The organism is Serratia sp. CY44782 (assembly GCF_052168715.1).
Taxonomy (GTDB): domain Bacteria; phylum Pseudomonadota; class Gammaproteobacteria; order Enterobacterales; family Enterobacteriaceae; genus Serratia; species Serratia nevei.
Map to the genome: position 1 here is coordinate 120647 of NZ_JBJNME010000006.1, position 14479 is coordinate 135125.

At 63.0% G+C, this 14479-nt stretch carries 14 protein-coding genes; 9 read left to right on the forward strand and 5 right to left on the reverse strand.

The genetic code is table 11. The annotated features are described in order from the left end of the window. Positions 1-2: 2 nt before the first annotated feature. Entirely contained in the window at positions 3-521 is a 519-nt protein-coding gene (locus tag ACJ8HT_RS12930) for a GNAT family N-acetyltransferase (RefSeq protein ID WP_049200949.1), read from the forward strand. A 3-nt stretch (positions 522-524) separates the two neighbouring features. Here the strand turns inward: ACJ8HT_RS12930 and ACJ8HT_RS12935 are convergent, their stop codons facing one another. The 3 genes from ACJ8HT_RS12935 to ompC form a co-directional block, all read right to left on the reverse strand. Continuing rightward, on the reverse strand, positions 525-1355 hold the full coding sequence (locus ACJ8HT_RS12935; protein WP_142109506.1) for a 5'-nucleotidase, lipoprotein e(P4) family: 831 nt from the start codon (positions 1353-1355) through the stop codon (positions 525-527). Positions 1356-1372: 17 nt separating this feature from the next. Next, positions 1373-2224, reverse strand: a complete 852-nt coding sequence (locus ACJ8HT_RS12940) for a GNAT family N-acetyltransferase (RefSeq protein ID WP_197652167.1) — start codon at positions 2222-2224, stop codon at positions 1373-1375. Between the two features lie 179 nt (positions 2225-2403). Continuing rightward, positions 2404-3501, reverse strand: a complete 1098-nt coding sequence (gene ompC, locus ACJ8HT_RS12945) for a porin OmpC (RefSeq protein ID WP_038880563.1) — start codon at positions 3499-3501, stop codon at positions 2404-2406. Positions 3502-3742: 241 nt separating this feature from the next. Here ompC and ACJ8HT_RS12950 point away from each other — a divergent pair, with 241 nt between their 5' ends. From ACJ8HT_RS12950 to dinG, 4 genes are all read left to right on the forward strand, one after another. After that, positions 3743-4399, forward strand: a complete 657-nt coding sequence (locus tag ACJ8HT_RS12950; RefSeq protein ID WP_038880560.1) for a glutathione S-transferase family protein — start codon at positions 3743-3745, stop codon at positions 4397-4399. A 124-nt stretch (positions 4400-4523) separates the two neighbouring features. Then, positions 4524-4856, forward strand: a complete 333-nt coding sequence (locus ACJ8HT_RS12955; protein WP_049200944.1) for a carboxymuconolactone decarboxylase family protein — start codon at positions 4524-4526, stop codon at positions 4854-4856. Continuing rightward, complete coding sequence (locus tag ACJ8HT_RS12960; RefSeq protein ID WP_197652166.1) at positions 4846-5238, forward strand: tautomerase family protein; 393 nt, start codon at positions 4846-4848, stop codon at positions 5236-5238. The genes ACJ8HT_RS12955 and ACJ8HT_RS12960 overlap by 11 nt, the downstream gene beginning before the upstream one ends. Before the next feature lie 66 nt (positions 5239-5304). Continuing rightward, the gene (dinG, locus tag ACJ8HT_RS12965; RefSeq protein ID WP_197652165.1) at positions 5305-7503 is read left to right on the forward strand and encodes an ATP-dependent DNA helicase DinG; all 2199 of its coding nucleotides are present in this window, start codon (positions 5305-5307) and stop codon (positions 7501-7503) included. Here dinG and ACJ8HT_RS12970 read toward each other — a convergent pair whose 3' ends face one another. Then, positions 7504-7938 carry an Lrp/AsnC family transcriptional regulator gene (locus tag ACJ8HT_RS12970; RefSeq protein ID WP_038880548.1) on the reverse strand — a complete coding sequence of 145 codons (435 nt, stop codon included), beginning with the start codon at positions 7936-7938 and terminating at the stop codon, positions 7504-7506. A 136-nt stretch (positions 7939-8074) separates the two neighbouring features. Between ACJ8HT_RS12970 and ACJ8HT_RS12975 the strand changes: the two genes are divergently transcribed. Further along, complete coding sequence (locus ACJ8HT_RS12975; protein ID WP_060421219.1) at positions 8075-8983, forward strand: DMT family transporter; 909 nt, start codon at positions 8075-8077, stop codon at positions 8981-8983. Between the two features lie 3 nt (positions 8984-8986). Here ACJ8HT_RS12975 and prpR read toward each other — a convergent pair whose 3' ends face one another. Beyond that, positions 8987-10576 carry a propionate catabolism operon regulatory protein PrpR gene (prpR, locus tag ACJ8HT_RS12980; RefSeq protein WP_197652164.1) on the reverse strand — a complete coding sequence of 530 codons (1590 nt, stop codon included), beginning with the start codon at positions 10574-10576 and terminating at the stop codon, positions 8987-8989. A gap of 245 nt (positions 10577-10821) precedes the next feature. Here prpR and prpB point away from each other — a divergent pair, with 245 nt between their 5' ends. Genes prpB through ACJ8HT_RS12995 form a run of 3 tightly spaced genes read left to right on the forward strand, consistent with a single transcriptional unit; the run spans position 10822 to position 14440 of the window. Continuing rightward, complete coding sequence (gene prpB / locus ACJ8HT_RS12985) at positions 10822-11712, forward strand: methylisocitrate lyase (RefSeq protein ID WP_194571305.1); 891 nt, start codon at positions 10822-10824, stop codon at positions 11710-11712. 33 nt (positions 11713-11745) lie between these two features. Beyond that, entirely contained in the window at positions 11746-12948 is a 1203-nt protein-coding gene (gene prpC, locus ACJ8HT_RS12990) for a 2-methylcitrate synthase (protein ID WP_197652163.1), read from the forward strand. 40 nt (positions 12949-12988) lie between these two features. Beyond that, positions 12989-14440 (forward strand): bifunctional 2-methylcitrate dehydratase/aconitate hydratase, encoded by a 1452-nt coding sequence (locus tag ACJ8HT_RS12995; protein ID WP_194571311.1) that lies wholly within the window; start codon positions 12989-12991, stop codon positions 14438-14440. Positions 14441-14479 lie beyond the last annotated feature (39 nt).

Genomic DNA, 14479 nt, shown 5'->3' on the forward strand with positions numbered 1-14479 from the left:
CCATGATTGAATTACAACAGTGGGACGCCGACGCGGCGCACAACGCCATGGCCGACCTGGCCGAAATGCTGCACGCCAGCGTGGCGCACGGCGCCAGCATCGGTTTTGTCATGCCTTTTACGCTGGAACAGGCGCGGGCGTTTTGGCAGGGGCTGCTGCCGGCCCTGGCGCGGGGCGAGCGCGCGATGCTGGTGGCGCTCGCGAACGGGCGGCCGGTCGGCACCGTGCAGCTGCTGTTGGCGATGCCGGACAATGGCCGCCACCGGGCGGAAGTGGTCAAGCTGATGGTGCACCCGCAGGCGCGGCGACAGGGCGTCGCGCGGCTGTTGATGCAGGAAGTGCAGGCGCTGGCGGCGCGTCATCGCCGCAGCCTGTTGGTGCTGGATACCCTGAGCGGCAGCGCGGCGCAGGGGTTGTACTGCCAATTGGGGTTCGAAGCGGCAGGTGACATCCCACAATACGCCCGCGCCAGCGACGGCGGGGCGTTGGAAGCCACCTGCTATATGTACAAACTGCTGTGAGGCTTAGCGCCCGCGCCAGGCTTTGATCGCCTGCTGGCGCACCTGCAGCTTCTGCTGCGGCGTCAGCTTGTTGTAATCGCGGGCCAGCCCGCTTTCCCAATCGCCGTACATCGGGTTGGGCAGCACGATGTATTCGGTGCCGAACTTGCCCTGGTTCTCGCTGACGAATGCCCGGCGCTGCGCATTGTCCTGGTGGTAAGTCGCGGCGCCGAAGTCGTTCAGGTTATCGCCCGCGTACACCACGATGTCATAGCCGGCTTGTTTGATGGCGTCGAAGCGCGCCTGCTTATTGGAGGTGTCGGTGCTGAGCAGCACGGTCTTTTCCGACATGCCGGTGAAACCGAGCTTCTGCATGTTGGCCACCGTGGCGGCGTACTCGCTCTGCTTGCGGTTCGATACGTAGAACATCGTCCCCTGATGGGTGTTAACGTAACGGGCAAACGACACCGCGCCCGGCACCGCGCCGGCCTGTTCGGCCTGCGTCCATTGGGCCCAGGTGGCGCCGTCGTACGGCTGGCCCTGCTGCGCCTGCCAGCCGGAGTAGGCGCTGTTGTCCAGCATGGTTTCATCCAGATCGACCACCACCGCCTTTTTACGGCCCGGCGCGGCCTTGGCCTGATCGAAGGCGCGCTGCGCGCTGTTGAACGCCTGATGCGCCAGCGCCTGGTATTCGCCGGACTGTTGGAACCAGTTCACCGCCAGCACCGACTGATCCGCCAGCCGTTGCTGGGCCTGGGCGTCGGTGTGCGGCGGCTGCGCGCAACCGGCCAACGTCAGCAGCGCGACGCCGACCGCCGCGCCGAGGGTGAGTTTCCTTGCCTGTTTTCCTGCCATTGTTATCTCTCTCGGTTTTATTCTTGTGGGCTGTCCAGCAGCATATCCATCTCGAACTGGCGCAGGGGATCCTGTCGCCAGCCAAGATACGTAAAGAAGGGGGCCGCCACCTCGGGCACAAAGACGTTAGCGGTCAGCGGCAAAGGGGCGAACCGCGTTTGCAGGGCGGCCAGCAAGGCGCGCGCATGCCCCTGGCCGCGGTGCTGCGGCGGCACGTAGATCAGGCGCAGCCAGCAGTGCTCGGCGCCGGGCATCACCACGGCGTAGGCTTGACGATTGAGCGTATAGGCCTGCGGTTTGCCCGGCAGCTTGAACAGCGATTCGGGGGCGATCAGCCAGGGCAGGTCGGTGGCGCCTTCCGCCGTCAGGCGATGGCTGACGGTCAGCGGATCGACCGCCTGCAGCGCCGCCGTGCCTGGCGGCGCTTCCGCCGGCGCCTGATGGCCGGTCAGGGTGCGCACGATGCGCAGCCCGGCGCGATGATACAGCGCCAGCGCGGCTTCGTTGCCTTCGATCACTTCCAGCGACAGCCGTCGGTCGCCGCGCTGGCGGGCATCCGCCACCAGCCGCTGCATCAGCGCCTTGCCCAGCCCCTGGCCGCGCATCTCCGGGCGCACGGAAAAGGCTGCAATCCGGCTGTGCCGGCCGCGGCGGGCGATCAGCGCCACCGCCACCGGTTCATGGCGGTGGGTGACGATCAGGCTGTCGTTCAGGCTGAGATCCTCAGCGCCGAAGCGGGCGGCGAAGGTCGGCCCGTCGAGCACGAAGCGCACGATGTAGTTTTCAAAACAGTGGTTGAGGATGTTTGCCAGCTCGTCGCTGCTGTAGCGCAGGGCGTTGTGGTAGTCGAAGCGTCCGTCGTTATGCATGGCTGATTCCGCTCGGGGGGAAAGCTATACATGTAGACCCGTTTGTTTTGCAAGGCAAGCGGGGGCATTCGTTGGCGGGAAAATAAAAACAAAAAAGCCGGACGCAGCCGCCCGGCGAAATAAAACTCTGGGTATCAAGTGACGCTAAAGTTTGCAGTGGTGGTTATTCATTCATCACATCAGAACTGGTAGGTCAGGGCGACGGCAATCACGTTGTCGTCTTTCAGACCCAGCTTGTTATTGCTGTCGAGCTGGTTGATTTTATAATCGACATAGGTCGACATGTTCTTGTTGAAATAGTAGTACGCGCCGACATCGATATATTTCACCAGGTCGGCATCGCCGATGCCTTCAATATCTTTGCCTTTCTGCTGAACATAGCCCAGCGATGGGCGCAGACCGAAATCGAACTGATATTGCGCAACCAGTTCCAGGCCTTCTGCTTTATTGGCGAAGCCGCTGACGGAGGTGGAGCGGTTATTGATGGTGGCGGTGCCGGAAATAGGCGCGATGTTGCGGCTTTCCGAGTAGGTGGCAGCCAGGTAGACATCGTTGTTGTCGTATTTCATACCGGCGGCCCAGATATCGGCCTTGTCGCCTTTGCCGAAGGTGCCCGCTTTCTGGCTGGCGGTACGGTTGGAAGAGGCATAGGCGGCGCCCACGCTCAGGCCGTCGATAATTTCATAGCTGGAGGAAAGGCCCCAACCGTCGCCGTTCGCCTTGCTGGCGGAGCGGCCGTCGTTTTCGTTCTTGCCCTGGTACTGCACGGCGAATTTCAGGCCGTCAACCAGACCGAAGAAGTTGTTATTACGGTAGGTGGCAACGCCGTTGGTGCGGCCGTTCATGAAGTTGTCGGTCTTGACGTAAGCATCGTCGCCGAATTCAGGCAGCATATCCGTCCAGGCGCCGACGTCGTAAATAATGCCGTAGTTGCGACCGTAATCGAAAGAGCCGAAGTCTTTATATTTCAGACCGGCGAAGCCCAGACGCGTTTTAGTGTCTTTAGTGCCGTCGGATTCAGAATGGTTGGCGGCGATCTGATATTCCCACTGGCCGTAACCGGTCAGCATGTCATTAATCTGAGTCGCGCCTTTAAAGCCGATACGGACGTAGGTTTTATCACCGTCGTTGCCGGCATCATCGGAGAAATAATGCAGGGCTTTCACACGACCGTAAAAATCGAGTTTGTTGCCGTCTTTATTGTAGATTTCTGCTGCCTGTGCCGCTTGCGCAAGTAAAAGTGCCGGAATAATAACGGCCAGAAGATTACGTTTCATGAGTTACCCTGCTTTATTCGATTGAAAGACGCTTATCATCAGTTGCATTGCTGTTTTACTGTGCCGCCTGATTGTTTGCGGCGGAGAATTTTTACCGTAGTAATGTGATCTATTTATGACAAAAAATTCATTTTCATGTCGAACGATTAAAAAAGTCGCGCAAAGGATGAATTTTTTCTTCAGCCGATGGTCGGCGGCTGGTCTACAGTTACCGATACTTTGTTCCGCTGCGGGAGGAATCATGCACGATACTTATACTTTGTTCGGTACGCAGGGCTGCGGCTCGACGATCGTGGCCGCCGCGTTGGCGTTGACCGCTTTCCCCTGGGGCTATGAGGAAGTGGACTACACGCAGGACGGCCCGGAGCGCGATCGCCTGCTGGCGCTGAACCCGCTGGGTCAGGTGCCCACCTTGGTGTTGCCCAATGACGAAGTGATGACGGAGAGTGCGGCGATTATTCTGCTGCTGCACGATCGCGCACCGCATGCCGAGCTGGCGCCGCCCGGCGGTTCGCCGCTGTTGCCGCGTTTTCTGCGCTGGCTGCTGTTCATCAACGCGGAGATTTACCCCACCTTCACCTATGCCGACCATCCGCAGCGCTGGCAGCCGCAGGCGGCGGGGGCGGAACAGCTGAAAAACGCGGTAATGGCTTATCGCGAGCGTTTATTGCAGCAGCTGAACGCCGCCGCCGGCGCAGCGGGCCCGTGGTTTCTCGGCAAGAGCTTCAGCGCGTTGGATCTGTACGTGGCGGTGATGTGCCACTGGCGGCCGGGTCGCGCGTGGTTCCGGCAACACTGTCCGCGGCTGTACGCCATCGCTGAACGGGTGGAACAGCGGCCGGAGCTGAATGCGCTGCTGAGCGCGCAGTTCGACGGCGTTGCCCCGCTGGAATCGTGAATCCTCCCCGCCGCCCGGCGGGGAACCCTCCCGTTTTTCTGAACCGAGACTGCCGAAAATCCCGATTTTCACTCGCTGCGGCGGCGGGTAGCGTAAGGCTATCCGCAACTGACAGGAGAGTGTGATGCCATCAGAATCCCAGGCCGGGCAACAGGCGTTCGGCGATATTGCCCCTAAGCTGGCGCAGCTCAGCGACCGAGTGTTGTTTGACGATATTTGGCAGCGGCCGGCGCTGAGCCCGCGTGAGCGCAGCCTGATTACCGTCGCCGCGCTGGTGGCGCTCAACCGCGTGGAACAGCTGCCGTTTCACCTGCAGCTGGCGCAGCGCAACGGCGTGACGCGTCAGCAGCTGGCCGAGCTCATCACCCATCTGGCGTTCTACGCCGGCTGGCCCGCGGCGGCGTCGGCCGTGGCGCGCCTGCGCGAGCTGGAACAGGAGGCCAATCATGCCGTTTAGCCGTATCGCCCTGCATCAGGGTAAGTCCGCCGACTATCTGCAAACCCTGTCCGACAGCCTGCATCAGGCGCTGGTGGAGGCCTTTGAGGTGCCGCCGACGGATAAATTTCAGGTGATCGATCAATACCGCCCCGGTGAGCTTATCTACGATCGCGACTATCTCGGCGGGCCGCGCAGCGCGGATTTCGTGCTGTTTTACATCACCGCCGGGCGGCCGCGCGACACCGACACCAAGCGGCGCTTCTACGAGCGGCTGGCGGCGCTGCTGGCGGAAAACCTGCGGCTGCGCCCCGAGGATGTGATGGTGGTGATCACCACTACCCAGTTGGACGAGTGGTCGTTCAGCGCCGGGCGTGCCTCGATGATCGATCCGCAGACGTAACTCGGGCTGACGCCGCGGGCGGTCTGTGGGACAATAGCGCCATCATTTCGTTTAGATAAGAGTTGAATGGCGCTCTCCTCCGCAGTTAAAGATCAGATTGGCCAGTGGTACAAAGCCCTGCAGCAGCAAATACCGGATTTTATTTCCCGCGCGCCCCAGCGCCAGATGATCGCCGAGGTGGCGAAGACGCTGGCCGGTGACTACCCGCGCCATCTGGCGATCGAGGCGCCGACCGGCGTCGGTAAAACGCTGTCTTACCTGATCCCGGGCATCGCCGTCGGGCGGGCGGAGAGCAAACCGCTGGTGGTCAGCACCGCCAACGTGGCGCTGCAGGATCAGATCTACAGCAAGGATTTGCCGCTGCTGAAGAAGATTATCCCCGATCTGAAATTTACCGGCGCCTTTGGCCGTGGGCGCTACGTGTGCCCGCGCAACCTGGCGGCGATGAGCACCGACGTCAGCCAACAGGGCGATCTGACGCTGTTCCTCGACGACGAGCTGGCGCCGTCCAGCGGCGAAGAGCAGGCGCTGTGCCAGAAGCTGACCAAGGCACTGGCCCGCTTCGAGTGGGACGGGCTGCGCGATCACTATCAACAGAGCATCGACGATCCGCTGTGGGCCAAGCTGAGCACCGACAAGGCCAACTGCCTGGGTCGCAACTGCCACTATATTCGCGAATGTCCGTTCTATATCGCCCGCAAAGAGATCGAGAGCGCCGACGTGGTGGTAGCCAACCACGCCCTGGTGATGGCAGCGCTGGAGACGGAATCGGTGCTGCCGAACCCGAAAGAGTTGCTGCTGGTGCTGGACGAAGGCCACCATTTGCCGGAGGTGGCGCGCGATGCACTGGAAATCGACGGGGAAATCACCGCGCTGTCGACCAACCTGCAGCTGGACATGATCGTGCGCCAGGTTGAGCAGTGCATGACGCAGTACCGGCCGAAGAATCCGCCGGGGCTGGCCAACAGCGAGCGGCTGAAGAACCATTGCGAGGAGCTGCGCGAGCTGGTGCAGATCTTCGAGCATCAGGTCAGCGCCTATCTGCCCGGCGACAGCGTGGCGGCCGAGCACCGTTTCGAGATGGGTGAGTTGCCGGCGGAGATGGTGGAGAGCTGCGCGCGGCTGTTCAAACTGACCGATGCACTGCGCGGGCTGGCGGAGTTCGTGCTTAACGATCTCACCGAGCAGACCGGCAAGCACGACATCGTGCGCCTGCACCGGTCGATCATTCAGATGAGCCGCACGCTGGGTTATCTGGAGGCGATGAGCAAGCTGTGGCGGCTGGCGGCGCTCGACAAATCGTCCAACGCGCCGATCTCCAAATGGGTCACGCGCGAGCTGCGCGATAATGTCACTCATCTTTACCTGCACTGCGTCGGCATCCGCGTCAGCGACCAGCTGGAGAAGCTGCTGTGGCGCAAGGTGCCGCACGCGGTGGTCACCTCGGCCACGCTGCGTTCGCTGAACAGCTTCGCGCGTTTGCAGGAGATGAGCGGGTTGAGCGAGAAGGCCGGCGATCGTTTCGAAACGCTCTCTTCGCCGTTCAATCATGTCGAACAGGGCAAGATTGTCATTCCGCAGATGCGCTATGAACCGGCGCTCGCCAATGAGGCGGAGCACCTTGAGGAGATGGCGCGATGTTTCCGCGCCGAGCAGGCGAGTGGCAAACACAAAGGCATGCTGATCCTGTTCAGCAGCCACCGGGCGATGCAGACTTTCCTCAGCTACGTGACCGATCTGCGGCTGATGCTGCTGGTGCAGGGCGACCAGCCGCGCTACCGGCTGGTGGAAGAGCACCGCAAGCGGGTGGAGAAGGGCGTCGCCAGCGTGCTGGTGGGGCTGCAATCGTTCGCCGAAGGGTTGGATCTGAAAGGCGAGCTGCTGACCCAGGTACACATTCACAAAATTGCGTTCCCGCCGATCGACAGCCCGGTGATCATTACCGAAGGCGAGTGGCTGAAATCGCTGAAGCGCTATCCGTTCGAAGTGCAGAGCCTGCCGAGCGCCTCGTTCAACCTGATCCAGCAGGTCGGCCGCCTGATCCGCAGCAACCAATGCTACGGCGAGATCGTGATCTACGATCGCCGGCTGTTGACCAAAAACTACGGTTCGCGGCTGTTGGCGTCGCTGCCAGTGTTCCCGATCGAACAGCGCGCGGTGCCGGAGGCCGACAAGGCACATCTGGCGGCGCTGAAATCCGCCGCCGACGCGGCCAAAAAAGAGAAGAAGCGCGGCAACCCGTTTGCCCGCAAGCGGCGGCGTTAATCAGAGCAGCGGCGGCAGGCGGCGTTTGACCGGCGTGGTTTTCACGATCGAGGTGTTGCTCTGCGCATGCTCGGCCAGCCGATCGAGGGTGTGGTCGAGCTGTTCCATCGAGTGCGCCACCAGCCGCACGATAAAGCAGTCTTCGCCGGTCACCTTATCGCACTCGACCACTTCCGGGATCGCCTGAATCAGCTGTTCAACCTTCTTCAGCATGCCCGGCAGCGGCTTGATACGCACCAGTGACTCGAAGGCGTAGCCCACCGCCTGCAGATTGACGTTCAGGGTATAGCCCTGGATCACGCCGCTTTCCTCCAGCCGCCGCAGCCTTTCCGACGTGCTCGGCGATGACAGCCCCACCTGCGCGCTCAGCGTCTTCAACGACGCGCGTGCGTCCTGCGCCAAAAGAGTCAGGATCTGGCGATCGATATCATCCATAACGCCTCCGTTAGGTATTTTCTTTATTATAGCTACGAGAAAAAGGCAGTTAAGCATATCTGCCTTTTTTATGCCATGGAAAGCCGCCCCGTGAAGCCGCAAGCTATACCTCTGAGCAAGTTTGGAGGAACGCAGAATGAATGCAGAGATAAAACGCGGCTCGCTGGAGATGACGGCGGCGATGCTGATTTCCGGCTCCATCGGCTGGTTTGTGCTGATGTCCGGCCAGCCGGTGGTCAACGTGGTGTTTTGGCGCTGCGCGGTGGGGGCGCTGGTGCTGCTGGCGGTGTGCGGCGCGCTGGGGCAGCTGCGGCGCGATGCGCTGACGCGCGCCACGCTGCTGCTGGCGATCGCCGGCGGCGTCGCGCTGGTGATCAACTGGCTGCTGCTGTTTGCCGCCTATTCCTATGCCTCTATCTCCATCGCCACGGCGGTGTACAACACCCAGCCGTTTATACTGGTGGGGCTGGGGGCCCTGTTTCTGGGGGAACGGCTGACCGCCCGCAAGCTGCTGTGGCTGGGGCTGGCGTTCGGCGGCATGATGCTGGTGGTGCTGGCGCAGCCGCGGCAGGCGGGGGAACAGAGTCATTATTTGGCGGGCATCGCGCTGGCGCTCGGGGCGGCGTTTTTCTACGCCCTGATGGCGCTGGCGGCCAAGCGGCTGAAGGGCACGCCGCCGCATCTTATTGCGCTGATCCAGGTGGCGGTGGGGGCGGTGATGCTGTTGCCGCTGGTGGATTTCCACGTTTCGGCCAGCGTTGGGCAGTGGGGAATGCTGGCGACGCTCGGCGTGCTGCACACCGGCCTGATGTATGTGTTGATGTACGGCGCCCTGCAGAAGCTGCCGACCAACCTGATCGGCTCACTGTCGTTCATCTACCCGGTCGCCGCCATGCTGGTGGATCGCCTGGCGTTTGGCCACCGCCTGTCGGCGTGGCAGCTGCTGGGCGCGGCGATCATTCTGCTGGCGGCGGCGGGCATGAACCTGCTGGGCGAGCGGCGAGCGCGGCTGCTGCCGGCCTCGGACGGCCGGCGCGCCGGCTGATGCTCAGTTCGTTTTTTTCAGCCGGCGCCATAAGGTGGTGCGGCTGATCCCGAGCAACCGGGCGGCGGCGGCGTGGTCGCCCCCACATCGCGCCAGCGCTTCGTGGGCGGAGACGGGCGCTGGCGGCGTCTCGGGCGGCGTGGCCGCCGCCAGCTCCGGCAGCAGCCAGCGCAGCGTCTCGCCGCTCGGCGCGGCGCCGGTGCTCAGCATCAGCGCCACCCGCTCCATCATGTTGCGCAGTTCGCGCAGGTTGCCGGGCCAGGCGTAATGACTCAGCGCGGCGTAACAGCCGGCCATGGCGGCGCGCAGCGGCTCCGTCAGCGGTACGTCGAGCGCCGCCAGTGACCGTTTCAGAAAGTGTTCCGCCAGCATCGCGATATCGTCGCCGCGCGCCCGCAGCGGCGGCAGCTGCAGCCGCAGGGCGCTCAGGCGGTAGAACAGATCGGCGCGAAAGTCGCCCCGTTGAATCGCCTGCTCCAGGTGGTTGTGGGTGGCGCTGATGACGCGAAAGTCGACCGCCACTGGCTGCTGCCCGCCGACCCGGGTGACGGCCTTCTCTTCCAGCGCGCGCAGCAGCCGGGTTTGCAGGTGCAGCGGCATTTCGCCGATCTCATCCAGAAACAGGGTGCCGCCGTTGGCGGTTTCCAGCAGCCCCCGTCGGCCGCCGCGCCGTGAGCCGGTAAAGGCGCCTTCCTCATAGCCGAACAGCTCCGCCTCCAGCAGCGATTCGGCGATGGCGCCGCAGTTAATGGCGACGAACGGCGGCGTCGCGCCCCTGGCCGGTGCGCCGCGCCGGGAAAAGTATTCCCGGTGGATCGCCTGCGCCGCCAGCTCCTTGCCGGTGCCGGTTTCTCCTTCAATTAATACCGCCGCCGGCGAGCGGGCGTACAGCATGATGGTGCGCCGCGTTTGCTCCATCTGCGGGGACTTGCCCTGCAAATCGCCCAGCCCGTAGCGCGGCTGCAGGGTATTGCGCGCGGCGTAATCGCCGCCGCGTTTGCCGCCGCCCCGCATCAGGCGCGTCACGTCCAGCGCATCGCTGAAGGCGGCGCGCAGGGTGGCGGCGGAATAGAGAAAAATGGCGGTGAGCCCGGCCTCTTCCGCCAGATCGCTGATGAGGCCGGCGCCGACCACGGCCTGAATGCCGGCGGCTTTCAGCTCGGCGATCTGGCCGCGCGCATCCTCTTCGGTGACGTAGCTGCGCTGCTCCAGCGGCAGATCGAAGGTTTGCTGGAACTCCATTAGCGCGGGCAGAGGGGTCTTATAGGTGATGACGCCGATCCGATCGGCGGTTCTGCGCGCCTTGCTCAGCGCCTGCAGCAGATCGAAACCGCCGGGCTTGACCAAAATGACCGGCACCGACAGGCGGCTTTTCAGGTAGGCGCCGTTGGAGCCGGCGGCGATGATGGCGTCGCAAGGCTCGGTCGCCAGGCGGGCGCGGATGTGCTGCACCGCCTCCTCAAAGCCGAGGCGGATCGGGATGATGGTTGCCAGATGGTCGAACTCTAGGCTGATGTCCCGGAACAGATCGAACAGGCGGGTGATGGAGACGGTCCAGATCACCGGTTTGTCCGGCGTGACGTGATCGCTCATGGTGGGTTACCGAATGGAAGTGGCTGCATTAGGTGTAGCCCGGTTTCAGTGATGTTTCAAATTTACTGCGTGAAACAACTATTGAAACGTTAACTGAAACGTTTTTTACCCCTTTGCCAGGCTAATGGCGCTGAAGGTGTTGTAACTCACTTATTTTTATCGCGTTTAATTTTTCCCCTCACCGAAGTACAACCTGGCCCGCCCCTTGCTCTGTCTGTTTCATCTGGCTAATCGGAGAAAACGTCATGACGCTGCGCTCACCCGGGCTCGCCTTTCGTCAGGCCCTGAGTAAAGAAAAACCCCTGCAAATCGCCGGCGCGATCAACGCCAACCATGCGCTACTGGCCCATCGGGCCGGATTCCAGGCCATCTACCTTTCCGGCGGCGGCGTGGCGGCCGGTTCGTTGGGGCTGCCAGATCTGGGCATTTCGACCCTGGACGATGTGCTGACCGACATTCGCCGCATCACCGACGTTTGCCCGCTGCCGCTGCTGGTGGATGTGGACAGCGGTTTCGGCGCTTCGGCGTTCAACGTCGCCCGCACGGTGCGCTCGGTGAGCAAGGCCGGGGCGGCGGCGCTGCATATCGAAGATCAGGTCGGCGCCAAGCGCTGCGGCCATCGCCCCAATAAGGCCATCGTCTCCACCGAAGAGATGGTGGATCGCATCAAGGCGGCGGTGGATGCGCGCAGCGATCCGGACTTCGTGATCATGGCGCGCACCGACGCGCTGGCGGTGGAGGGGCTGGAGGCGGCCATCGAGCGCGCTCAGGCTTACGTGGCGGCCGGGGCCGACATGCTGTTCCCGGAAGCGATCACCGAACTGGGCATGTACCGCCGCTTCGCCGAAGCGACGCAGGTGCCGATCCTGGCCAATATCACCGAGTTCGGCGCGACGCCGCTGTTTACCACCGACGAGTTGCGCAGCGCCCAGGTGGATATGGCGCTGTATCCGCTGTCGGCCTTCCGGGCGATGAACCGCGCGGCGGAGCGGGTATACCGTGCCCTGCGCGAAGAGGGCACGCAGAAAAGCGTCATCGACAGCATGCAGACCCGCAACGAGCTGTACGAAAGCATCAACTACTATTTGTTCGAAGAGAAACTCGACGCCCTGTTCGCTCGCCAGCGCGACGAATAAGCGCCATTCACGCAGAAGCCAAACGAGGACAGTATGAGCCAAGCGATCCCCCCGCAAAGCCCGACTGGCGATAAGCCGAAAAAATCCGTGGCGTTATCCGGCGTGCCCGCCGGGAATACCGCGCTGTGCTCCGTAGGGCGCAGCGGCAACGATCTGCACTACCGTGGTTACGACATTCTCGATCTCGCGCGCCACTGCGAGTTTGAAGAGGTTGCCCACCTGCTGATCCACGGCAAATTGCCCAACCGCGATGAGCTGCAGGCCTACAAACACCGTCTCAAAGCGCTGCGCGGCCTGCCCGCCAGCGTGCGAACGGTGCTTGAGGCATTGCCTGCGGCGTCTCACCCGATGGACGTGATGCGCACCGGCGTCTCGGCCCTAGGCTGCACGCTGCCGGAAAAAGAGCAGCACGGCGCGGCCGGCGCGCGCGACATCGCCGACCGGCTGCTGGCCTCGCTGGGATCGATGCTGCTGTATTGGTATCACTACAGCCACAACGGCGAGCGCATTCAGCCGGAGACCGACGACGATTCCATCGGCGAGCGCATTCAGCCGGAGACCGACGACGATTCCATCGGCGGCCACTTCCTGCACCTGCTGCACGGCGAAGCGCCTTCCGCCAGCTGGGAACAGGCGATGCACGCTTCCTTGATCCTGTACGCCGAGCATGAGTTCAACGCCTCGACCTTCGCCGGCCGGGTGATCGCCGGCACCGGATCCGACGTCTATTCGGCGATCGTCGGCGCCATTGGCGCGCTGCGCGGGCCGAAACACGGCGGCGCCAACGAGGTGTCGCTGGAGATCCAGCAACGCTATGAAACACCGGACGAAGCGGAAGCCGACATTCGCCGCCGCATCGACAACAAAGAGGTGGTGATCGGCTTCGGGCACCCGGTGTACACCGTCTCCGATCCGCGCCATCAGGTGATCAAAGAGATCGCGCTGCGCCTGTCGCAGGAAGCGGGGGCGATGAAGCTGTATGACATCGCCGATCGGCTGGAAAGCGTGATGCGCGACACCAAAAAGATGTTCCCCAACCTCGACTGGTTCTCGGCGGTGTCTTATCACCAGCTGGGGGTGCCCACCGAAATGTTCACGCCGCTGTTTGTCATGGCGCGGGTGAGCGGTTGGTCGGCGCACATCATCGAGCAACGGCAGGACAACAAAATCATTCGCCCGTCCGCCAACTATACCGGGCCGGAAGCGCGGGCGTTCGTACCGCTGGATCAGCGCTGAGCGCCGATCGTTATTCACTATGGAGCCTTTGGGAATCATGATGCTTGAGTCTGCCAATACCCGCCGTCCGCCGTTCGATCGCGAAATGGTCGATATCGTCGATTATGTGATGAAAGAGGCCGTCGATACCCCGGCGGCGTACCGCACCGCCCATTATTGCCTGCTCGATACCCTCGGCTGCGGGCTGGAGGCGCTGAGCTATCCGGCCTGCAAGAAACTGATGGGGCCGGTGGTGCCGGGCGCCGAGGTGCTGAACGGCAGCCGGGTGCCGGGCACCCGCTTCCAGCTGGATCCGGTGCAGGCGGCGTTCAATATTGGCGCCATGATCCGCTGGCTCGACTTCAACGACACCTGGCTGGCGGCGGAGTGGGGGCATCCGTCGGACAACCTGGGCGGGATCCTGGCGGTGGCCGACTGGCTCTCGCGCCAGGCGGTGGCGGCGGGCAAGGCGCCGCTGACCATGCGGCAGGTGTTGATCGCCATGATCAAGGCGCATGAGATCCAGGGGTGTCTGGCGCTGGAAAACGCCTTCAACCGGGTGGGGTTGGATCACGTGCTGCTGGTGAAGGTGGCGTCCACCGCGGTGGTGGCGCAGCTGCTTGGCCTGAGCCGGACGGAGATCCTGAACGCGGTGTCGCTGGCGTGGGTGGACGGGCAGTCGCTGCGTACCTATCGCCACGCGCCGAACGCCGGCACCCGCAAATCCTGGGCGGCGGGGGATGCGACCGCCCGCGCGGTGCGGCTGGCGCTGATGGCCGCCACCGGCGAGATGGGCTACCCCTCGGCGCTGACGGCGCCGACCTGGGGGTTCTACGAGGTCTCTTTCAACGGCAAGCCTTTCCGCTTCCAGCGGCCGTACGGCGCGTACGTGATGGAGAACGTGCTGTTTAAAATTTCGTTCCCGGCGGAGTTTCATGCTCAGACCGCCGTGGAGGCGGCCATGACGCTGCACCGCCAGATGCAGGCCGCCGGTAAAACCGCCGCCGACATCGCCAGGGTGAGCATCCGCACCCACGAGGCCTGCCTGCGCATTATCGACAAACAGGGGCCGCTGGATAACCCGGCGGATCGCGATCACTGCATTCAGTATATGGTGGCGATCCCGCTGCTGTTCGGCCGGCTGACGGCGGCGGATTATGAGGATCGGGTGGCCGAGGATCCGCGCATCGACGCGTTGCGTGGCAAGATTCGCTGCCATGAAGATCCCGCCTTCACCCGCGATTATCACGATCCGGAAAAACGCTCGATCGCCAATGCGCTGACGGTGGAGTTCGCCGATGGCAGCCGCCTGGATGAGGTGGCGGTGGAGTATCCTATCGGACATGCACGGCGGCGCGAAGAGGGCATCCCACTGCTGATCGAGAAGTTCAAAACCAACCTGGCGCGCCAGTTCCCGGCGCTGCAGCAGCAGCGCATTCTCGAGGTGTCGCTGGACCGGCAGCGGCTGGCGCAGATGCCGGTCAACGAGTATCTCGATCTGTGGGTGATCTGACGCGAGTGACGCTGACAAGCCACGTCGGCGTCGCTATGA

Excerpts from the sequence above, each read along its gene's own strand:
- ACJ8HT_RS12930 (WP_049200949.1), top strand. The coding sequence starts at position 3 with ATGATTGAATTACAACAGTGGGACGCCGACGCGGCGCACAACGCCATG.
- ACJ8HT_RS12935 (WP_142109506.1), bottom strand. The coding sequence starts at position 1,355 with ATGGCAGGAAAACAGGCAAGGAAACTCACCCTCGGCGCGGCGGTCGGC.
- ACJ8HT_RS12940 (WP_197652167.1), bottom strand. The coding sequence starts at position 2,224 with ATGCATAACGACGGACGCTTCGACTACCACAACGCCCTGCGCTACAGC.
- ompC (WP_038880563.1), bottom strand. The coding sequence starts at position 3,501 with ATGAAACGTAATCTTCTGGCCGTTATTATTCCGGCACTTTTACTTGCG.
- ACJ8HT_RS12950 (WP_038880560.1), top strand. The coding sequence starts at position 3,743 with ATGCACGATACTTATACTTTGTTCGGTACGCAGGGCTGCGGCTCGACG.
- ACJ8HT_RS12955 (WP_049200944.1), top strand. The coding sequence starts at position 4,524 with ATGCCATCAGAATCCCAGGCCGGGCAACAGGCGTTCGGCGATATTGCC.
- ACJ8HT_RS12960 (WP_197652166.1), top strand. The coding sequence starts at position 4,846 with ATGCCGTTTAGCCGTATCGCCCTGCATCAGGGTAAGTCCGCCGACTAT.
- dinG (WP_197652165.1), top strand. The coding sequence starts at position 5,305 with ATGGCGCTCTCCTCCGCAGTTAAAGATCAGATTGGCCAGTGGTACAAA.
- ACJ8HT_RS12970 (WP_038880548.1), bottom strand. The coding sequence starts at position 7,938 with ATGGATGATATCGATCGCCAGATCCTGACTCTTTTGGCGCAGGACGCA.
- ACJ8HT_RS12975 (WP_060421219.1), top strand. The coding sequence starts at position 8,075 with ATGAATGCAGAGATAAAACGCGGCTCGCTGGAGATGACGGCGGCGATG.
- prpR (WP_197652164.1), bottom strand. The coding sequence starts at position 10,576 with ATGAGCGATCACGTCACGCCGGACAAACCGGTGATCTGGACCGTCTCC.
- prpB (WP_194571305.1), top strand. The coding sequence starts at position 10,822 with ATGACGCTGCGCTCACCCGGGCTCGCCTTTCGTCAGGCCCTGAGTAAA.
- prpC (WP_197652163.1), top strand. The coding sequence starts at position 11,746 with ATGAGCCAAGCGATCCCCCCGCAAAGCCCGACTGGCGATAAGCCGAAA.
- ACJ8HT_RS12995 (WP_194571311.1), top strand. The coding sequence starts at position 12,989 with ATGCTTGAGTCTGCCAATACCCGCCGTCCGCCGTTCGATCGCGAAATG.